The sequence below is a fragment of the Tellurirhabdus rosea genome (assembly GCF_026278345.1).
GTDB classification, from domain to species: Bacteria; Bacteroidota; Bacteroidia; order Cytophagales; family Spirosomataceae; genus Tellurirhabdus; species Tellurirhabdus rosea.
This window is the reverse complement of record NZ_CP111085.1, coordinates 2,400,435-2,419,376: the sequence shown is the minus strand read 5'-3', so window position 1 is coordinate 2,419,376 and position 18,942 is coordinate 2,400,435. Positions and strand designations below refer to the sequence as shown.

16 protein-coding genes are annotated in these 18,942 nt (G+C 58.9%); 6 read left to right on the top strand and 10 right to left on the bottom strand.

Annotated elements, in window-relative coordinates; all coding sequences use genetic code 11:
• Positions 1 to 25: 25 nt before the first annotated feature.
• The gene (locus tag ORG26_RS10035; RefSeq protein WP_266368891.1) at positions 26 to 904 is read right to left on the bottom strand and encodes a TIM barrel protein; all 879 of its coding nucleotides are present in this window, start codon (positions 902 to 904) and stop codon (positions 26 to 28) included.
• 229 nt (positions 905 to 1,133) lie between these two features.
• Between ORG26_RS10035 and ORG26_RS10030 the strand changes: the two genes are divergently transcribed.
• Positions 1,134 to 2,339 (top strand): Gfo/Idh/MocA family protein, encoded by a 1,206-nt coding sequence (locus ORG26_RS10030; protein WP_266368890.1) that lies wholly within the window; start codon positions 1,134 to 1,136, stop codon positions 2,337 to 2,339.
• A 47-nt stretch (positions 2,340 to 2,386) separates the two neighbouring features.
• Here ORG26_RS10030 and ORG26_RS10025 read toward each other — a convergent pair whose 3' ends face one another.
• Both ORG26_RS10025 and ORG26_RS10020 read right to left on the bottom strand, forming a co-directional pair.
• The gene (locus ORG26_RS10025; RefSeq protein ID WP_266368889.1) at positions 2,387 to 3,640 is read right to left on the bottom strand and encodes a hypothetical protein; all 1,254 of its coding nucleotides are present in this window, start codon (positions 3,638 to 3,640) and stop codon (positions 2,387 to 2,389) included.
• 332 nt (positions 3,641 to 3,972) lie between these two features.
• Entirely contained in the window at positions 3,973 to 5,526 is a 1,554-nt protein-coding gene (locus ORG26_RS10020) for a hydroxymethylglutaryl-CoA reductase (RefSeq protein WP_266368888.1), read from the bottom strand.
• Between the two features lie 96 nt (positions 5,527 to 5,622).
• Between ORG26_RS10020 and ORG26_RS10015 the strand changes: the two genes are divergently transcribed.
• Positions 5,623 to 6,372 carry a TIGR04283 family arsenosugar biosynthesis glycosyltransferase gene (locus ORG26_RS10015; protein WP_266368887.1) on the top strand — a complete coding sequence of 250 codons (750 nt, stop codon included), beginning with the start codon at positions 5,623 to 5,625 and terminating at the stop codon, positions 6,370 to 6,372.
• A 114-nt stretch (positions 6,373 to 6,486) separates the two neighbouring features.
• Here ORG26_RS10015 and ORG26_RS10010 read toward each other — a convergent pair whose 3' ends face one another.
• A complete protein-coding gene (locus ORG26_RS10010; RefSeq protein WP_266368886.1) occupies positions 6,487 to 10,176 on the bottom strand; it encodes a PQQ-dependent sugar dehydrogenase in 3,690 nt (1,229 codons plus the stop codon).
• A gap of 224 nt (positions 10,177 to 10,400) precedes the next feature.
• On the opposite strand from ORG26_RS10010, the gene ORG26_RS10005 reads away from it, so the two are divergent.
• Positions 10,401 to 11,207, top strand: a complete 807-nt coding sequence (locus ORG26_RS10005) for a 4-(cytidine 5'-diphospho)-2-C-methyl-D-erythritol kinase (protein WP_266369364.1) — start codon at positions 10,401 to 10,403, stop codon at positions 11,205 to 11,207.
• A 28-nt stretch (positions 11,208 to 11,235) separates the two neighbouring features.
• Positions 11,236 to 11,826 carry a cytochrome c oxidase subunit 3 gene (locus ORG26_RS10000; protein WP_266368885.1) on the top strand — a complete coding sequence of 197 codons (591 nt, stop codon included), beginning with the start codon at positions 11,236 to 11,238 and terminating at the stop codon, positions 11,824 to 11,826.
• Positions 11,827 to 11,916: 90 nt separating this feature from the next.
• Here the strand turns inward: ORG26_RS10000 and ORG26_RS09995 are convergent, their stop codons facing one another.
• The 6 genes from ORG26_RS09995 to ORG26_RS09970 form a co-directional block, all read right to left on the bottom strand.
• A complete protein-coding gene (locus ORG26_RS09995) occupies positions 11,917 to 12,474 on the bottom strand; it encodes a YceI family protein (protein ID WP_266368884.1) in 558 nt (185 codons plus the stop codon).
• Positions 12,475 to 12,480: 6 nt separating this feature from the next.
• Positions 12,481 to 13,176, bottom strand: a complete 696-nt coding sequence (locus ORG26_RS09990) for a hypothetical protein (RefSeq protein ID WP_266368882.1) — start codon at positions 13,174 to 13,176, stop codon at positions 12,481 to 12,483.
• Between the two features lie 20 nt (positions 13,177 to 13,196).
• Positions 13,197 to 13,691 carry a QcrA and Rieske domain-containing protein gene (locus ORG26_RS09985; protein ID WP_266368880.1) on the bottom strand — a complete coding sequence of 165 codons (495 nt, stop codon included), beginning with the start codon at positions 13,689 to 13,691 and terminating at the stop codon, positions 13,197 to 13,199.
• Between the two features lie 148 nt (positions 13,692 to 13,839).
• Positions 13,840 to 15,537 carry a hypothetical protein gene (locus ORG26_RS09980; protein WP_266368878.1) on the bottom strand — a complete coding sequence of 566 codons (1,698 nt, stop codon included), beginning with the start codon at positions 15,535 to 15,537 and terminating at the stop codon, positions 13,840 to 13,842.
• Positions 15,521 to 16,084, bottom strand: a complete 564-nt coding sequence (locus ORG26_RS09975) for an RNA polymerase sigma factor (RefSeq protein WP_266368877.1) — start codon at positions 16,082 to 16,084, stop codon at positions 15,521 to 15,523. The genes ORG26_RS09980 and ORG26_RS09975 overlap by 17 nt, the downstream gene beginning before the upstream one ends.
• Positions 16,085 to 16,166: 82 nt before the next feature.
• Positions 16,167 to 16,988 (bottom strand): hypothetical protein, encoded by an 822-nt coding sequence (locus ORG26_RS09970; RefSeq protein ID WP_266368875.1) that lies wholly within the window; start codon positions 16,986 to 16,988, stop codon positions 16,167 to 16,169.
• 199 nt (positions 16,989 to 17,187) lie between these two features.
• Here ORG26_RS09970 and ORG26_RS09965 point away from each other — a divergent pair, with 199 nt between their 5' ends.
• On the top strand, positions 17,188 to 17,793 hold the full coding sequence (locus ORG26_RS09965; protein ID WP_266368873.1) for an RNA polymerase sigma factor: 606 nt from the start codon (positions 17,188 to 17,190) through the stop codon (positions 17,791 to 17,793).
• A 60-nt stretch (positions 17,794 to 17,853) separates the two neighbouring features.
• On the top strand, positions 17,854 to 18,942 hold the full coding sequence (locus tag ORG26_RS09960; RefSeq protein ID WP_266368871.1) for a FecR family protein: 1,089 nt from the start codon (positions 17,854 to 17,856) through the stop codon (positions 18,940 to 18,942).

Sequence of the window (18,942 nt, the reverse complement as noted above, 5' to 3'; positions counted from 1 at the left end):
AATACAATTGCGGATGGCCGTCCGGTCAAACCTCGCTCAGTTGCTTTTTGAGCACGTCGATGCCGCGTTTTACCTCTTCGTCAAAATTGGTCCAGTTGCATTCCAGCGACAGACCGCCTTTGTAATTGATTTTTTTCAAAGCCCGGAAATACGGCCGGAAGTCGTCGCCCGCGATGCCGGGGGCCGTCCGTTTGGCTTTCTCGGCGATGTGGCAGTGAACGATAAACTCTTTGAACCGCACGATTTCCTCCGGCTTTTCGTCCTCTTTCAGCATGTGGTAAATGTCGCATTGCAGCTTAAACCACGGATTCTGCACGGCCTGGATGATTTCGACGCCATCGGCGAGGCTGTTGATAAAGTTGGTTTCGCCCCGGTTCAGCGGTTCGACGGCCAGCGTAACGCCGTGTTTTTCGGCCAGCGGAGCCATTTTCCGGCAAAGTTCGATGTGCTGCTTCTTGGCCGTCTCGCGGTCGAAGCCGTCCGGAATGGCCCGGGAGCCGCCGCTGCCGAAGACAATGTTTTTCGAGCCGCACTCCTTCGCCCGCTGCAGCGCTTTGTCGGCCCGTTGCAGAATGGCTTCGTGGTGCGTGGTCGGCCCGACGGATTTCAGACTTCCCGGAAAAAACGAAATGTAGGAGCGCACCGGAAGGCCCGCTGCCAGCTTTTGCCGGTTCTGGCTGTAGGCTTCGTCGGCTTCGGGCAGCAGAAAACGGCCGACATTTTCTTCGACAAAATCATAGCCGAGGTCTTTGAGCAGGGCGGCTTTTTCGTACGGGGCACAAACGCCAAGCGGCAGCGACAGCCGGGCGCTGCTGTAGGCAGGCAAAGCCAGTGTACCGGCCGCGACCGCAAGGGAGGCTTGCAGAAAATCCCGTCTGGATAAATCTTTTTTGGGGTGTGACATGGAGAAGGGTGAGGGTTTTTGACAAGAAAGGACAAAAAAGCGGCCTTCTCATCCTGTGCCCTCCTGTGGATAAGTGTCCCTGCGACCCGGGCCGGGGCCGTTACCGCTTTTCACCGGCTCCGTTGCGCTCTGTCGGGCGTCGGGGCGGACTCGGTCGAACATTCTTCGAATCAGCCGGTTAACCAGAGAATTAATCGGTCCGGCCTCGGTCGGCCAGTCCATCAGCGTTATGAATACAACCCCGATTTACGTTCCTGACCGGCGCCTTGTCCGCCGCGACTTCATCCGGTATGCCAGCGCGTCGGCGCTGGTGCTGCCCGCCATGTCTCTGCTCACGTCCTGCGGTGGCGGCGAGAGCCAGTCGTCCGAAAAAAAGGAAGCCGCGGATGCTTCGGGCGGGCGGACGCTCGGCATTGCCCTCGTCGGGCTGGGCAAGTACAGCGAAGGCGAGCTGGCCCCGGCCCTCAAAGAAACCAAGCTGTGCCGACTGGCGGGTATCGTAACGGGCACGCCGGAGAAGGCCGAGAAGTGGAAAAAAGAGTATAACATTCCGGACAAGAATATCTACAACTACCAGACCTTCGACCGGATTGCCGATAATCCGGACATCGACATTGTCTACGTGGTGCTTCCCAACGCGCTGCATGCCGAATACGTCATCCGGGCGGCGCAGGCCGGAAAGCACGTCATCTGCGAAAAACCGATGGCCACCAATGCCGCTGACTGCCAGAAAATGATCGATGCCTGCCGGAAAGCGGGCAAAAAGCTGTCGATCGGCTACCGGCTGCACTTTGAACCGTTCAACCGGGAGATGATGCGGCTCGGGCAAACGCAGGAATTCGGTAAGGTAAACCGGATCATCGCCCAGAACGGCCAGAAACAGGGCATGGACACCCCCTGGCGGCTGGGCAAGGGACTTAGCGGCGGCGGTCCGCTGCCCGACGTGGGCGTGTACTGCATTCAGGGGGCCATTTACACGAAAGGGCAGGTGCCGGTTTCGGTAACGGCCAAATTTCATCCTATTACGGACAAGGAAAAATTCAGCGAGGTGGAAGAGGGCGTCGATTTTCAGATGGAATTCCCGGACGGCACGGTGGCGGCCTGCAAGACCAGTTACAACGACAAGTACAACATCCTCCGGGCCGAAGCCGCCAGCGGCTGGTTTGCCCTGGAGCCCGCTTACCAGTACGATGGCCTGAAAGGCACGACCAGCAAAGGGGAGATGAAACTGGAAAACCTGAACCAGCAGGCCCGCCAGATGGACGCCTTTGCCGACTGCATCCTGAACAATCAGGAAACGACCGTACCCGGCGAGATGGGCATGCGCGACGTGCAGCTGATCGAAGCCATCTACCGGGCCGCGCAGACGGGCAACCGGGTGTCGACCAAAGACATCATTCAGGTTCTGGATAAAACCGCCGCGGAGCAGGCGTAAATCCGAATTGCGTGCCTGATTCTGGCCGGTGCGGACACCGGCCAGAATCAATTTTCATAATGCATTCTGAAACCCGATCGTGAAGGGACAGCTGTAATCTTTCGATAAAAAAGCAGTGTCTGACGGTCCTCCTCCCCCGGTGTAATGACAAAAAACAGCGTGTAGTTTTTTACATCTTTTTTATGACAAAGGCCCGTCGTTAAGGAACGCATAGGCTTGAGGTCGGCCACGGTTAGTTGCCGAAGTGGGGAGCCGGTAGCGCTGTCGAAAACGCTGACTACCGTTTTCTTTAAGGTAGAAAAATCAAATTTGTTGGTAATGTTAACATAAACCGAATCACCCCGGGATGTGGTGTCTATTTGCAGAGGGAACAGCCTGCCAGCCGCTACATCAAGCCGTTTTAGATCCGCGATGCCCAAAATGGTACCGTATGGATTAATTGAATATGAGCCCGTTTTTAATTCCTCTAATTTGTAGTAGGTTACCTCATTTGGTTTACGGTTGGTTTTCACGAAACCCAACAAACACGGATTGATGGATGATTGCAGCGCTTCTACGTCCGTTATATTGTCAAACTGACAAAATAAATAAAAGCCTAATCGGCTGCATTGTTCATAAAAGATATCCGGCTGGCGTTTTGAAATCAAGATTGTATTGATAAAATGCCTCTTGAGTAAGCCTAACGCCCTTTCTGAGGCTGATGAATCCAGAACGTTTGGCCATTCAACGGCCTTTATTGTCAACGCTCTCCCGTTTAAATAAGGACGGTTCTTCTTCACCGAAAAGGCTCGGAAGCCAATTGATTTATGAACGTAATCTTCTGCCGATGAACGATCGTACGTAAAATGAATATGGTAAGAATAGGTTTTTGGTGTCTCTGCGTTCCACAAAGAAGGGGACTTCTTCCAGGCGGGAATTCCAGGGTTTGAATAAAGGAAACCGTTACAAATTTCTTTATGATGATGACTCTCTACGCCAATCAGATGTTTGTGAACCTGTGTTATAATCGGTTGTCCCTGGTCGTTTATCTCGAATGCAATTTTGACGGAATCAGATTTAACCTGTGCCTGTAATGAGTTAACCTTGAAACAAAAAAACATTTGGAGGCTAAAGCCGTTATCGAGGCTTGTATGAAGCAGGTTTAAATTGTTTTTAACGGAAGTTGTATCGTAAAAAGGGCCAGCCCCGAGCCTGTTCAAACGATTGCTTTGACCTTCTTTCGGAAAATGATCGAAATGTACAGCCCGAATCTGCGCCAGTAAAAAAACCGATAGAATCAGTTGCGCTAATGGCCTGTACATAACGAAGAACGGAAACGATTATAAGCTAAAGTGACTCCACCTTGTCGTTACTATACGAAAGCGGTTGCTGAATTATTCCTAATGTAAAAGCGGTCCGGCTTTGCACCTCCGGTGTGGACACCGGCCAGCAGCAGGCATATTTTGGGCCAGCCGGAGATGGGTCGTTTCCCATCGCGTAGCGATCAAAAGTTTGTAGCAGGTAGCAGGCCCGGCATTCTTCCCTTGTTCCATCGCGTAGCGATCCAACTGAATTGACAAAGGCAAACCGCTATGCATCGGGAAGCAGAAGGCGGGTCTGGCTGTTCACAGCTTTCCGGAAATCTTAACTGTCGTTACTCCGCCCGCCGCGCCGCCTCGTGGCTCGACACCCAGTCGAGCGAGGAAATGGCGGCGGCCAGCGATAATTCCCCGGCGGCCACCACGCCCGCCATGATCTCGGCCAGTTTGCTGACCTTCCCGGAGCCGTAACAGTCCATCATTTCAAGACATTCGCGCTGGGTCGGCAGGCCCGTGCCGCCGCCGTGCGTGGCAATGACCAGCGAAGGCAGCGTGATGGATCCGTACAGGTCGCCGTTCGGCCGGACTTCGGAGAAGGCAATCGCCGCCGAGGACTCGGCCAGACAGGCCACATCCTGTCCCGTGGCGATGAAGAGCGCCGCCAGCCCGTTGACCGAATGCAGCCCGTTGTTGTTGGCCCCCGCCAGCCACGAGCCGATGTTTCCAAAGCGGGCGTGCCGGTCCAGCGTCGCCGGTTCGACCTGCAATTCCCGGATCAGCAGGTCGCGGGGAATGAGGATTTCGGCTGTGACGCGTCGCCCCCGGGTTTTCAGCACGTTGATCTGCGAAGGCTTTTTGTCGGTCGCCAGATTGGATTCCAGAAAAAACTCCTCAATACCGTCGTAATGCTGCATAATCCAGTTGCAGGCCGCCAGCGTGGCCTTGCTGACCATGTTCTGCCCCGCCGCGTCGCCCGTCGAGAAGCCGAACCGCAGGAACGCCAGCCGACCGGTCAGGTAGCTGTCCACGTAGCGGAGCCGGGCGTAGCGGGAGGTGCTTTCGGCCTCGGTCGCTAGGTCGGCGCGGTGCCCGTCGATCCACTGCACAAAATCCCGGGCGGCGCGGGCATCGGCAAACCCGAAAACCGGGGCGCGCTGCATGCCTTCGTCCTGAACGGTACAGCGGACGCCGCCGCTGAGGTTGATGAGCTTCATGCCCCGGTTGTAGGAGGCCACGAGCGTTCCCTCGGTGGTCGCCAGCGGAATCAGGAAGTCGCCCTGCGCGTGTTCGCCGTTGATGCGGAGCGGCCCGGCGAGTCCAACCGGCACCTGCGCCACCCCGACGAAGTTTTCGCAGTTGCCTCGCATCACCTCCGGCTCGAACGAATAGCCCGTCAGGTGCGTGGGGTTCAGGCCGGTCGTGGTGCGCAGGTAGTCCTGCCGGTTCCCGACCGCTTCCGCCGTATAATCATCGACCGGATTCCGGGGAATGCCGGGTCGTTCTGCGGGCGGCGGGGCGGTCTGGAGCTCGTCCTCCACTTTCAGCGTGATCGTCCCGAAGGGCTGCGTATGCAGCGTAATCTCCAACTGATGCCGCCCTTCCGGCAATGAATCGCCTTTGGCCCGGACACTCACCGAGCGGCGCAGGGGAAAGCTCAGCGGCTGGCTGGCCGAAATGGCGGTCAGGGCAACGGCCTCGCCTCCGTCGGGTTCCAGCGTGAAGGCCGCTGCCGGGTACTCGCGTCCGTCGATGAGGGCTTTTTGCAGACCGGTAAAACGGGCGTCGGCCAGCCGGTTTTTCAGCGAAAAAGCAAAACCGTCGGACGTGTTGCGGAGACTGTTGCGGGTATAAAGCTGTTTGAGCAGGGCGTTCGGTAAGAATTTGAACATAAAAAGCAGGTTTTCGGGATAGGGGAGCTGTTAACAAGTTCAAACCTATACCTTCACAACTTGTTGCAAGATTACTACTAACCGCGAGGAAGTCCAGTGGCTACGGTTTCTGTCATCATTCCAACCCTCAACGAAGAAAAGGCGCTGCCCCGTACCCTGCGGCAGATCCGGCAACTGTGCCCGGAACCGGTGGAGGTGATTGTCGTGGACGGCGGCAGCACCGACGGGACCCTCCGGCTGCTGCAAACCTACCGGGCCGAACTGCCTTTTTTGCGGGTGCTGAAAAGCCCGGTGGCCTGCCGCTCGGTGCAGATGAACCACGGGTCCCGCGCCGCTACCGGTGACGTTCTGTGTTTTCTCCACGCCGACACCACCCTGCCCGACGATGCCCTGAACGTTATGCTCGAAACCCTGGCGGATACCCGGACGGCGGCGGGCGGCTTTATTTCGCTCATGCGCGGGCCGCTACAGACGCGCTGGATCACGTCGTTTCACAACTATATCAAAAGTTATTACGCCCCGCTGCTGTTCCGGCCGCATCTGTTTTTCTTCAAAGGGGCGCGGCTGCTGTTCGGCGATCAGGTCATTTTCTGCCGCCGGGAACAGTTTCTGGCCTGCGGCGGCTACACGGACGAACTGCCGATCATGGAAGAGGCCGACCTGCTGCTGAAACTGGTCCGCTTCGGGCGCATCCGGCAGGTCAATCGGGTGGTGGAATCGTCGGACCGGCGGGTGGAAAAATGGGGTTTCTGGCGGGCGAATGCGCTTTTTCTGTACATCGGCTTTCTCTGGGGTGTGGGCTATTCGCCCGAAAAACTGAAACGGCTCTACGCCGACATCCGGTAACACAAAACCCCGAACGCAAGGCGCGTCCGGGGTTTCTGAGAAAAGAGATGAGAGAAAAGACTAGCCTAGATTAAAATAGATGAGTCGTTTTTCTATACTCTTTTTTCTAAAAAATCAGTGCTTAATAAACTTCAGCGTCTTCAGCGGATAGCGGCCCTGGGTTACCTGCAGGAAGTACAAGCCTTTCGGCAGTTGCAAGGCCTGCGTGCTGACCCGCAACTGGTTGCCGCTGATCTGCACCATGCTAGCCGGAATGGCCACTTTACCCCCCGATTGCGTGACGATGAACAACTGAACGTCGCTGGCGCTGAAAACCGCCGGAAGCTCCACAGTCACTTCGTCCGTCGTCGGGTTCGGGAACAGCCGCCACTGGCCTTCGGCAACCTGCTGCGGCGTGGGTTCCTTGGCAACCGCAGCCGTACGGGCTACACTGTTGCAGGAGTACTGCCGCGGAGAATCCAGCAGTGCCTGGTTTGACGTGGCATACTTCACTTCGATGCGGTGCGTGCCCGGTGTCCGGTAAGTGGCCGGGATGGCGTACTGGAACCCGTGCAGGCCATTGTCGCCAAGATACGTGCCCACGTCCGGCCGCGACTGATCCGCTTTCACCGTTGCAATCAGCGTTCCGTCCAGGTAGATATCGACGCTGATCGACTGGTTCAGCGCCCGGCGGTCGACCGCCCAGCCTTTCACCAGATCACACTGCGCAACATCGAGGTGGCCTTCCGGTGAGCCGTAAGTTACAGCCGTGGGTGGGGTCGGGGCGGGCGCTGCCTGAGGAGCCGGCGTGGTACAGGTGTACTGCTTCGGCGACCCGGTCAGGACGATGGTACTTCCCGCAAAACGGGCTTCGATGCGGTGCGTGCCGGGAGTCTGATAGTTCGTCGGAATGGGGAATCGGAACCCGTGCAGACCATTATCCCCCAGATACGTTCCCACGTCCGGCCGCGACAGGTCCGCTTTGATCGTCCCAATCAAGGTCCCATCCATGAAGATGTCTACGTTCACGGACTGATTCAGAGCGCGGCGGTCAACCGCCCAGCCTTTGACAAAATCGCACTGCGCCTCGTCGAGGTGACCTTCCGGCGCACCGTAACTCACGGTCGGGGCCGGAGCGGGTGCTGGCGTCGGAGCAGGGGTCGGGGCTGGAGCCGGTGCTGGAGCGGGCGTCGGTGCCGGAGCGGTACAGGTGTATTGCCGCATCGGCGTGTTCAGCGCGAGGGTGGTGCCCCCGAATTTGGCTTCAACCCGGTGCGTGCCGCCCGTCCGACGACCCGCCGGCAGGGTATACAGAAAGCCGTGATAGCCGTTATCGCCGAGATACTGCGCCAAATCCTGCCGGTACAGATCGGCGCGAAGCGTAGCTTCAAACTGCCCGTCGATATACAGGTCCACCGTAATCGGCACGTTCGGCTGGTTGCGGTCGACGACCCAGCCTTTGACGAAGCTGCAATCGGCTTCGTCGAGGTGGCCTTCCGGACGGGTGTACGCTGGGTTGAACGCCTGTACGCCCGTTACGTTGAATGACCGTTCGACGGCCGTTGCCGGAGAGAACGTGCTGTTGCCGTGCTGCGTGGCCCGGATGGTCACCCGGCCCTGTCCGCCGTTCAGTTCCACGCGGCCGTTGTTGATAAAGGCCGGACCTTCCACCACGAAATACTCAACCGGCAGTCCGGACGAAGCCGTGGCCTGCGGAATGAACGAAGGGGAAGCCGTAGTCCGGTCGGCCAGCGTCGGGAAAGTGATGGTCTGCTGCTGACCGGCGCAGGCCGGGTACAGATCTTTGTAATATTCCGTCGAAAGCCCGCCCGGGTCCGTGACGGTCAGGTAAATGCGGTACCAGTACGTGGCTGAGCCGTCGCACGAAAGCGGGCTGATGCTCAGTGTGCCGGTCGGTGCGTTAATATCGAGGTCGTGGTGCCGGTGGTCGTTGTGATACAGGAACGCCGACCATTTGTACGTCAGCTGGGCATTCGGCGTCTGCGCATCGGATACCGTGGCCGAGAGGTTGACGGTCTGCGCCTGCGTGTTGTCGAAACGGACAATGGCGTCGAGGCTGGTGCCCGAAATGACCGGCGGCGTATTGCGCATCGAAATCACCTGCTGGGCCTGAGCAGACCCACCGGCATTGTCGGCAACGGTCAGCGTCACCGTGTACGAATTGGGGCCGGTGGCCGTGGTCGTAAACGTGTGCGTGGGGGCCAGGCCCGTGCCGGTGGTGCCGTCTCCAAAATTCCAGGTGTAGGTCAGCGGCTGGCCGTCGGGGTCGGTGGACTGACTGCCCGAGAAGGCTACCGTGAGCGGGCTGTTGCCGGACGTCCGGTCGGCCGTGATGCGGGCCACGGGCGGCTGGTTGACTGCCCCGGCATAAACGACCCGGCGGATGCTGGCTCCCTGCCCGAAACGCATGTAATACAGATTTTTGTCAACGGGGTTGAACGCCATACAGGCCACGCCGGGAATAAAGCCGCCGCGGGCCATCGAGATCATTCCGTTTTCTTCCGGTTCATTGCCCGCGTCGAAGCGGGAGCCAATGATCCAGCCCGAGCCGTAATCGGTGAAGAAATACCGGTTCTGGTAAGCCGCCGGGTAGTTGCCGCCGCCGGGATGGAATTCGCCGCCGATGACGCAGTTGCCCGAAATGCCCTGAATGGCGAACGGAGCCTGCCCGAGCGGGTACTGCGTCGCTCCGCGACGAACCAGACCCGTTCCGCGCCAGGCTACCACCGCACCGATGGGCGTTGCCGGACGGTACGGAATCCCGGCATTGTTCCACCAGAACTCGTCGGAACCGCGGTCCATACCTTCGTAAAACGGCCAGCCGAAGTTCTGTCCTTTGCCCGTCACGACGTCGATTTCCTCGAATCGGGAGTAGCCCACGTCACCGATGTAGAGCGCGCCGGGGTTGCCCGCGGCCGGATCGGTCACACCCGTGCCGGGGCGCAGCGACATCCGGAACGGATTGCGGAGACCCGCCGCCCAGATTCGCGATTTGGGCGAACGCGGGTTGGCGGCATCGTAGTACGGGTTCGACGAAACGCCGTTGCCCGTGCCCGGATTGATCCGCAGCACTTTTCCGCAAAGCGAGTTCAGGCTCTGGGCCCGGAAGCAGCCGATGTTTTCGGAAGCGGGAATGATCCCGTCGTCCAGTCCGGCCTGAAAGAACGTTTCCGGATGCGAACCCATGTCCGGTGAGCCGAAGCCCGCTCCGTCGCCGGTCGAGATCAGCAGCGTGCCGTCGGTCCCGAAGACCATCGCCCCGCCGGCATGCGACAGGTGCAGCACCGGAATGCCGGTCGATTTGGTTTCGCCCAGCAGCAGGAGGCGGCTGGCGGGATCAATCGTCCGCATGCCGTCCGAGGCGCGGGCCGTGTACCGGGCCACGCGGACGATGGTCGAGCGATCGCTGATGGTTTTCGTGGGGTCGTACTGCGGGGTTCCGTAGTACAGCAGGTGGTGCAGGTCGGCTACGTAATAGAGGTACACGTACCCGTTGGTCGCAAAGTTGGGGTCGGTGACTACGCTGAGCAGACCGTGGTCGCCGTAGTCGCCGACTTCTTCGCTGATGTCGAGCATGGGGGCCGCGGGTTTAACGCCGTTTTCGACGCGCCAGAGCTTTCCGCCTTTTTCCCACACATACAAAATACCGTTCCTGTCGAACGTCATGCCGGTACCGTTGGGGAACGATCCGACAAAGGGCTGGTCCTGAAAACCAGCCTCAAGCTGCGCAAAACCTCGCGTGGATATTCCCAGGCAGCAAAGCACAAGGAGCATCCATACGGATACCTTAAAGTTACGGCTCATAAAAGTTACGGTGAGTAAATCGATACGAAAGTAAGACGTTGTTTTTCTAATAACAATACATAACCAATTGATATGATAGATATTAAGAAAGATTTAATGTCTGATAAATGCTCCCTTAGCAGAATAACGCCGCCCGAAAATGACGAATGTCATCTGCGCGGATTTTTGTAATCTTGCTCCGCAATTTGCCTTCCCGGTGGCCGGGGAGCAGTTCTTACGTCAGCATGGTGCAGTTTCCCAACGTGAAGATTAATATCGGTCTGAACATCGTCGAAAAACGCCCGGACGGGTTCCACAACCTCGAATCCTGCTTCTATCCGGTCGGGTGGACGGATGTGCTGGAGGTGGTCCCGGCCGAAACGTTTTCCTTCACCACCGGCGGACTGGCCATCCCCGGCGACCCGGCCCGCAACCTCTGCGTGCGGGCTTACGAGTCCCTGAAGCAGGACTTCGATCTGCCGCCGGTGAAGATGCACCTGCACAAAATCGTGCCCATCGGGGCCGGGCTGGGCGGCGGTTCGGCTGATGCGGCGTTTGCCCTGAAGCTGCTCAATGAAAAATTTGCGCTCGGTCTTTCGCCGGACCAGATGGAGGGTTACGCCCGGCCGCTGGGCAGCGATTGCGCGTTTTTTGTCCGCAACGAGCCCGTTTACTGCGTGGAAAAGGGGGATGTTTTTGAAGAAATCAGCCTTTCGTTGAAAGGCTATGCGGCTGTACTGGTGTACCCGAATCTGGCGATTTCGACGGCGGAAGCGTACGCCGGGATCCGCCCGCGCCGCCCGGAGGTGCCGCTGCGGGCCTTACTGGAGACGCCGGTCGCGGAATGGCGCCGGGCCGTCCGGAATGATTTTGAGGAAAGCCTGTTTCCGAAGTATCCCGTTCTGGAGAAGCTGAAAGCGGAACTGTACGAACAGGGGGCCGTCTACGCCAGCATGAGCGGCTCCGGGTCGACGATTTACGGGATTTTTGAGCAAGCGCCCGTTCTGCCAAACCATTTTGCGGCCTATCGCGTTTGGCAGGGAGACCTTTGAGTGAGATTCTGCCCCCGCTGACCTGTTCATGAGTAACTTTCTCACCCGACGCCGGGAACCCAAACGATTCATGTTGTGGCTGCTCATTGCCGGCAGCGTGTTTATTTTCACCATTCTTCTGGCTGCTTATATCGTGCGCCGGACCAGCGCCGACTGGAAGGACATTGCGATGCCCAGGGTGTTTCTGGCCAGCACGGCCGTCATTCTGGCCAGCAGCCTGACGCTGCACATCGCCAACGGCGCTTTTCGGCAGGAGCGGTTCCGGCAATACCGGAGTTACATGGGCACGACCCTGTTTCTGGGCATTCTGTTCGTCCTGCTGCAGATTCTGGGCTGGCGCGAGTGGGTGATGGACGGGGTTTATCTGCAAACCAACCCGTCGAGCAGCTTTCTGTATCTTCTCTCCGGGCTGCACCTGCTGCACATTCTGATCGGCTTAATCTTCCTCGGAATTGCCTACGCTGAAGCCATCCGTCGCAAGCCTTATATCGAAATTTTCGTCTACAGCGTCAATCCCCCCAATCAGCTCCGCCTCCGCCTCGTCACGCTCTACTGGCACTTTGTAGACGTGCTCTGGATGTACGTGTTTCTGTTTTTGCTGTTTCACCACGGGGTGTAGGAAATTTTGAATGTTGAATGTTGAATGTTGAAATAACTCCGCTTTGCTTGAATGTTCGAAGCTATCCAACATTCAACATTCAACATTCAGTCATTCTTTAAACACAAACGTAAACTTCATCTTCACCTCATCCTCCGTCGGGACCATCATCAGGGTGGGGCGTTCGATTTTGTAGTCGGATAATTTGAGGTCGAACTGGCCTTCGATGGTGAAGCGGCCGTTGCCGTCCTTGCGGACTGCCTGGAGCGTGACGGGGCGGGTGACGTTGTGGAAGGTCAGGTTACCCCGGATGGCGAGCGTATTGTTGGCGCCGGGTTTGATGTCCTGACTGCTGAACGTCACATTCGGGTATTTCAGCGCATCGAGCACTTCCAGCGCGTGCGAGTCGCGGTTGGTATTCTGGCTGTCGAAGGTCGAAACCTTGACGACGGCCGCCACGTTTTCGATTTTTTTCGCTTCGTCGTCGTACACAATGGCGCAGACCACGTCGCGGCTGATGCCTTCCCATTCGTGCATGGGGTGGCGCATGGCGTAGGAAATGGTCGAAGCGCTTTTGTCGGCCATCAGTTTACGGCGGGCCGCCGGTTCGGTAAAGGACGTAAGCAACCCGGCGACCAGACACAGGGCCGCAAAAAGGAAAGTTTTCATAAGCTGTCAGAACTTAATGGCGACAATGGCCGCCCCGAACGCCGCGAACGTAGTGAACGCGGCGGCCCGGTGCGCCATCTTGATGGTTTCTCTGCCGTCGAGTTGTCGGGCCAGTACATTGGTGGCAATCATACCCGCCAAATGCACGTAGGCCAGCGTTTTATGCAGTTTAATGGAACTGAACCCGCGCCGGTGGCTACTCGTCGGGAGCCGCGGCGGCGACGTAAACGCCAGCAAAGCCGTGGTGCCGTACGAAATGTTGATAAATGTAGCCACGCCGCGGTGCGTATCCTTTAGACGAGTGTACCGGTCGCCCTGCGCCTTGTACAACTGCGAACCCAGGATGCCCTGCGCAATCATCCCGGCCAGGGTGGCGAACCCGACGACCTGGTGGGTGACCAGCATCGTCCGGCGGAGCTTCAGCTCTTTTTCGCGGCCTTCCGGTGTCAGCGGGGCGAGGCCGGTCGTGCGGATGAGGCCCTTCCGGCTCCACAGAATCCGCTGGCCGAGCGTCATCTTTTTCGGAATCATATCGGCGGTCGTGGGGGCCGATTCCTGGGTCAGACTGGCGAGCAGACTGTCGGCCGCCGAATCCACGGTGGCCGAATCGCTGGCGGCGGGCGCAGCTACCTGGGTGGTATCCTGCGCCCGCACGGCCAGCGTAGCAAGCATCAAAAAGACAATGGCGAACAGGTATTTCATGGGGTAAAGGGTTAATCCGGTCAGGCGGTTACGCGCAGGGTATTGCCGCTGTTGGTCAGGCTCGTTTTGTACGAAGGCACGGGCGTAGTCGGCGGCGAAGCCTTCACCGAGCCGTTGGTGTTGAAAAGTCCGCCATGATTGTCGCAGATAAAGTCGTTGGTGGTTGAACGGTACGTCAGACGGCCCGCCTGGTGGGTGCACACCCGGCCCACGGCGACCATGTTGCCTCCGGCATTGGCCACCACCACGCTGTCGACGGCCACAAATTCCCCCACAGTTTTGAGCTTGCTGTAGGCCGCCGCCGTCAGGTCGAGCGTAAAATCAATGGCTCCTTTGCTGGTGTCGGCATTGCCCGTAAAGCCCGCGGCGGGAGGGGTCGGTGCCGGATCGTCGCTGTCACTGGAGCAGGACGTCAGCGTACCGAGGCAGTAAACGGACATCAGGGCGGCGCTGCTCAGGCCGAGGCTACGCAGGAACTCGCCGCGTTTCATCTGGTCAGGTTGGGTGTTGGTCATGGTTTCTGGAAATTAATACGAATCAGAAATGAATTAATGTTGCTACAGCGAAAGGCGCGGGGCTTTCCGGATTAGTCCGCAAGCGGTTTATATACGAATTACCGGAACATAAACGATTTTCTTCCCCTGCTTATTTAGTGAAAATTACTTATAAGTTATAGCGCAGCGAGAAAAGAACGCCCGTGGTCAGCAGCCGGACTTTCCCCCAGCCAACGCCTTTGAGCGGCGCTTTCAGGAACGGTTCTGCCTGCCACGAGAGGCGGCGCGAGAAGCTGCGTTCGTACCCGACCGAAAAATTCAGGTGGCTCGCGTTGAAGCGGCCCGTAGCCGGGGTCACCTGCAGGTTCCAGTACCGAATCTGGGTTCCCGGCGGAATCTGGTCGTAATAATACTCGTACTTCTCTTTGCGCATGATGTAGGTGGAAATGCCGCCGCTGATAAACCAGCGGCGGCGTTCGTTGATCAGGGCATTGAACCGAAGGTTGATCGGAATGTCCAGAAGGGTACAGTGCGCTTCAATGCGGTCGGGTTTCAGTTGCTGGTACCAGTGCTGAAACGTGTAATCCTGCCGTCCGGCGTAATACTGCTTTACTGAGCGCAGCACGCCGCCCTGCAGGACGAACCGCCGCGTAAACTGGTATTCAAGCAGGCCGCCGTAGGTCAGCGCCAGTGCCGGACCCTTCCCGCCCAGAAAGCTCATGTCCGGTGTCGCCGCCACCCGGATGCTCAGCGGCGACCAGCGCGGCGGAGGCGTAACGCGAGGCTCCGTCGCCCCCGAGGCTTCAAAGTACGGTGTTTCCTGCCGAAGCAGGCTGTCGGGACGCCAAAGTGGCCGGGTCGCCAGCAGGGGCAGTTCCCCAAGCGCCAGCCGACTGTCGGGAAAGCCAGCCGCCGGATCGCCAGCCGCCAGATCGCCGGATCGCCGGTCGCCGGCCGCTTGTGAACTGGTTACCGGATCGCTGGCTGTCGATGCCCCCGTCTTCCGGGAACCGTCCGACCGTCCAGCGACCGGCGAACCGGCGTCCGGCGATCCGGCGACCGATGAACTTGCGATTGGCCGGTGTTCCGGGTTAAAAATGTCGTTGGCCTCCGGCTGTTTTGCCCCGGCTATCGGTCTCCGGCGACGGGTTTGGGCGGCGACCGGTGTGGATAACTCAATGGAGCCTGTTTTGCGTTGTTCTGACCTGTAAAGCGACTTTTTACGGGTGTTCGTCCGGACTGATCCCCTGCCATTTATGGACTTATCCACATACTTATCCACATTCTTTGAGGTAGGTAAAGACCCGCCCGCCGAAGGGCCGGAAAGCGGCGCATCCGGATTGGCCCGGCCAGCAAAAGCCTCGGGGCGGGAAGCTCCCGGACGGACCCCGATCTTTTCCGGGGTAACAGCCTCCGCTCCGCCCGTTGCGGCCGGATCTTCCGACGACTGCACCCGGGTCAGAGCGGTGCCATCCGGAGAACTGGCGGACTTAGTTTTCTCTTTTTCTATTGTTGCTGCCGGGTTTGGGGCTTCTCCGCTGGCTTCCCGCTGAGCCAGTCCGGTACCGTCTGTTTGGGGCGAAGTAACGGCAGGGTTCTTTGCCCCGCCGGATGCCGCTTTTCCGGAAGGTTCATTTTGCCGCCAGAACCACAAACCGGCGCCGGTGAGCAGCAACAGCAGCAGCGCATACAGGCCCCGCCGGAGCCACTGGGCCCAGAACGTAGTCCGGTCGTGCTGGTCCAGACGCTGGTTCAGGTCGGCCCAGTCGGCGGGATTGAACGTCGGTTGGTGCCCATCCGCAGCCTCCCGGAAGAGGCCGTCGAGGCGTTCGTCGCCTCTGGGCTCGTCTTCAGGAAGTTCGTCCATAAGTGGCATGGTCTCTGCGGGTTAGCATACTTTTCAACTGTTCGCGGGCGCGCGACAGGTTTGATTTCGACGTTCCGATCGAAATCTGAAGCTGTGCCGCGATCTCCTCGTGCGAAAATCCGTCGATGACGTACAGGTTGAACACAAGGCGGTAGGCCGGCGACAACTGCCGGATCATGTCCAGCAATTCGCTGTGCGTGATCTGTTCCAGTGCGTTCGCCTCCACTGTAGGCAGTTGGTCGGCCCGGCCAATATCTTCGTGAAATCGGTGTTTCTGCTGCTGGCGGTGGTAATCCACTGCCGAATTGATCAGAATCCGGCGCAGCCAGAGTTTAAACGGTACTTCCGGCCGGTACTGGTGTGCGCGCGTGAACACCTTCAGAAAGCTGTCGTTAAGAATCTCGACGGCATCTTCCCGGCTGTACGAATAGCGCAGACAGATTCCCATGGCGTAGCCGTAGAACTCCCGGTACAGGCGTTCCTGGCTTTTGCGGTTTCCGCTCTGGCACTCCGTCAGAAGCGCGGGGATGTCGGCGGTTAGGGTCATAGGGAAGGACCGGGTTCTTTGACGGTACGGGAAAAACGGCGCCGGGGTTGCGTGGCCGTCGCTAATTACCGAAAAAAAGTTGCTATTCCGGCGCTACCGGCGTGTCCTTCTGGATGATCGGCCAGATGCCCGGCGACGGGAAACTGACGCCTTTGGTGTCGCCGCGTTTGGTGTCTTGCCCGAAATAATACAACGGCCAGCCTTTGTAAGTGAGCTGCGTCCGGTTCCCCACCGGAATCGTACCGAATTGCGTCCGGTCGAGGGTCGAGGGAATGTCCTTCAGCGTGACTTCGTAGATCGGCCAGATGGCGTTGTTGCTGAAATCGGCCCGGGTGTAGTTGTTTTTGTTGCGTTTGTCGCGCGCGAAGCCGTAAAGCGTGTTGCCGCGGCCATCGGTCAGGAAGACGGTGCTGCCGGTGCCTTCCTTGTAATCGCTCGTGTAATTCTTGCCGTCGTGACCGACCAGCTGCCGGTTGGCAAACATGATGCTGTAGTCGGGTTTGGCCACGAACCAGATGTTGCCGACGTTTTCGCCCGTGAGGTCGCCCGCCTTGCTGTCTTTGGCGTAATAGTACAGCGGCCAGCCCCGGAAGGCCGTTTGTTTGGTGCCGTCGGCGCGGGTAATGGTGCTGAAATCCGCAGCGTTGAGGCTGGTGGCCAGGTTGGGCATAGTTTCCCGGTAAAAAACGGGCCAGTTGGTCAGGCAGTTGCCGGTGCAGGCCGAATTGCCGTCGGTGTCGTTGGCAAAGAAATAGAGCGTCCGTCCGCTTTCGTCGGTCAAAACGTTGCCGAGGGTCGTCTGGCTGACCAGAACGCCCGGGTCCGGAGCGGTTTCTTTGTCTTCGCAGGAAAGCAGTCCCGCCAGCAGCAGGGCGGCAGTAAAGGTGTAAACGAGGCGTTTCATCGGAATTCAGGAAAAATGGTGCGTAGTCGGAAAGGTTTCGGAGCCAGTACGGAGCCGGGCCGCGGAGGGTTGCGTGGGCGACGTATTATTTTTGAAAGAACAGAAATCGGCCCCGGTATAAATCTTTCCGGTTCCGCTTTTGATCCCGATTGCTTACGTACATTTACCCAGCCGGATCAGGCAGGCAGCGCATGAATTCATGAACGTCAACTCTACCGCCTCTTCGTCGGGGACACCCGAAGCCCGGCTGGCCCAGTTCATGCAGCAGCATTATAACCTGCTCTACGACTACGGTCTCAAACTCACCCGCGGCGACGAGGAAACGACCAAGGACTGCATTCAGGAAACGTTTCTGGCCTTCTGGAACCGTCGCCACGAGTGGAGTACCATCGAATCCATCCGGGCGTACCTGCTGGTGTCGCTCCGCCACCGGCTCATCGATTACCAGCGGCGCAACAAACGCTTCGTGCCGACCATCTTCTGGTCCGATTCGGAGGAATCCGCCCTGCAGCCTGACTTTGTCTTTTCGCCCGAAGACTTTCTGATCGAAGAAACCACCCGGCTCCACCGCTCGCAGCAACTGGCCGATGCCCTCAACCGACTGCCCCGGCGGCAGCGGGAAGCCGTCTTTCTGCGGTATTTTCAGGAACTGGACTATGCCGACATTGCCCGCATCATGGACATCCGCGAACGCACCGTCTACAACCTCGTTCACGAAGGGCTCAACACGCTCCGCCAGCAACTCCCGCCCGAATGGCTGAACCGCCTGGCGACTTTGTACCTGGGTTCGGTATTTTTCGGATAATTTTTTTCAGAAAACCGGTAAAAGGGCCGCCGTCGTCCGTCCTGTAAAAAAAAGCAGGACATGAACTCCGATTCCCTCAACCCGTTTAGCCTCGCCGACGACCCTTCGTTCCGGGCCTTCGTTCACGGCAGCGACCCGGAAGCGGTGCGGTACTGGAACGAATGGCAGGCCCGTCATCCCGACCGGCGGACGGATGTGGAGGCCGCCGCCCGGCTCGTCGAGGCCCTGGCGGCGTACCGCCCCCGCCAGTTGCCCCCCGACCAGCTCGAAGACGAAATCCGGAAAGTGCAGCAGTTGGTAGACCTGCGCAGGCCCCGCTGGCAGCGCTGGGTTTCTGGTCCGGTTGGACGGGCCGCCGCCGCCGTGCTGCTGCTGGTCGGCTTCGTGGGAATCTGGCGGTACAGCCAGCAGGCGGGACAGCCCGCCGAAACGCCCGTGGCGACCCAAGCTCCCCGATCCGCACCGGCTTCGGAAGCGCCCGGGGCGGCGGATGCCGTGGTGTACCGCACCGGCTTCGGCGAACGCCGCGAACTGACCCTGCCCGACGGGTCGGTCGTGACCCTCAACGCCAATTCTGAACTGGCCCTGACGCCCGGCTGGGCGGACGGAAAGCGCGAGGTGAGGCTGAACGGGGAGGCGTTTTTCCGCGTCCGGAAGCAACAGCGCGACGGACAGCGCGTGAAATTTGCCGTGCGGGCCGCGGGGGTCCGGGTGGAGGTGCTTGGGACGCAGTTCGACGTATCGACCCGCCACCGCCGCGTGAAGGTCGTGCTCAACGAAGGCAAAATCCGGCTGAACGTGGCGAAACGGACGCTGGACATGCTGCCGGGCGACCTGGTCGAAGTGAGCGAACAGCAGGCCATTTCGCTGCACAGCCGCATCGAAGCCGACAAGCACTCGTCATGGACGGAAGACGAACTCGTTTTCGAAGAAACGCCGCTGTCTGACATTGCGACGCTGATCGAAGAAAATTACGGCTACCGGGTTGCCCTCGAAGACCCCGCGCTGGCCTCCCGCCGCCTGACGGCAACCCTGCCCGATTCCAATCTGGATGTTCTTCTGACCGCGCTCGAACGAGCGTTTTCGCTGCACATTATCCGACAAGACAAAACCCTGTTGATCCGGGCGGCCCGTCCGGTGAATCCTTAA

What these genes read in the sequence shown, in the direction of transcription:
- ORG26_RS10010 (WP_266368886.1), bottom strand. Translation starts at nt 10,176, where the DNA reads ATGAGCCGTAACTTTAAGGTATCCGTATGGATGCTCCTTGTGCTTTGC.
- ORG26_RS09970 (WP_266368875.1), bottom strand. Translation starts at nt 16,988, where the DNA reads ATGAAACGCCTCGTTTACACCTTTACTGCCGCCCTGCTGCTGGCGGGA.
- ORG26_RS10020 (WP_266368888.1), bottom strand. Translation starts at nt 5,526, where the DNA reads ATGTTCAAATTCTTACCGAACGCCCTGCTCAAACAGCTTTATACCCGC.
- ORG26_RS10000 (WP_266368885.1), top strand. Translation starts at nt 11,236, where the DNA reads ATGAGTAACTTTCTCACCCGACGCCGGGAACCCAAACGATTCATGTTG.
- ORG26_RS09960 (WP_266368871.1), top strand. Translation starts at nt 17,854, where the DNA reads ATGAACTCCGATTCCCTCAACCCGTTTAGCCTCGCCGACGACCCTTCG.
- ORG26_RS09990 (WP_266368882.1), bottom strand. Translation starts at nt 13,176, where the DNA reads ATGAAATACCTGTTCGCCATTGTCTTTTTGATGCTTGCTACGCTGGCC.
- ORG26_RS10025 (WP_266368889.1), bottom strand. Translation starts at nt 3,640, where the DNA reads ATGTACAGGCCATTAGCGCAACTGATTCTATCGGTTTTTTTACTGGCG.
- ORG26_RS09965 (WP_266368873.1), top strand. Translation starts at nt 17,188, where the DNA reads ATGAACGTCAACTCTACCGCCTCTTCGTCGGGGACACCCGAAGCCCGG.
- ORG26_RS10035 (WP_266368891.1), bottom strand. Translation starts at nt 904, where the DNA reads ATGTCACACCCCAAAAAAGATTTATCCAGACGGGATTTTCTGCAAGCC.
- ORG26_RS09985 (WP_266368880.1), bottom strand. Translation starts at nt 13,691, where the DNA reads ATGACCAACACCCAACCTGACCAGATGAAACGCGGCGAGTTCCTGCGT.
- ORG26_RS09980 (WP_266368878.1), bottom strand. Translation starts at nt 15,537, where the DNA reads ATGGACGAACTTCCTGAAGACGAGCCCAGAGGCGACGAACGCCTCGAC.
- ORG26_RS10030 (WP_266368890.1), top strand. Translation starts at nt 1,134, where the DNA reads ATGAATACAACCCCGATTTACGTTCCTGACCGGCGCCTTGTCCGCCGC.
- ORG26_RS10005 (WP_266369364.1), top strand. Translation starts at nt 10,401, where the DNA reads ATGGTGCAGTTTCCCAACGTGAAGATTAATATCGGTCTGAACATCGTC.
- ORG26_RS09975 (WP_266368877.1), bottom strand. Translation starts at nt 16,084, where the DNA reads ATGACCCTAACCGCCGACATCCCCGCGCTTCTGACGGAGTGCCAGAGC.
- ORG26_RS09995 (WP_266368884.1), bottom strand. Translation starts at nt 12,474, where the DNA reads ATGAAAACTTTCCTTTTTGCGGCCCTGTGTCTGGTCGCCGGGTTGCTT.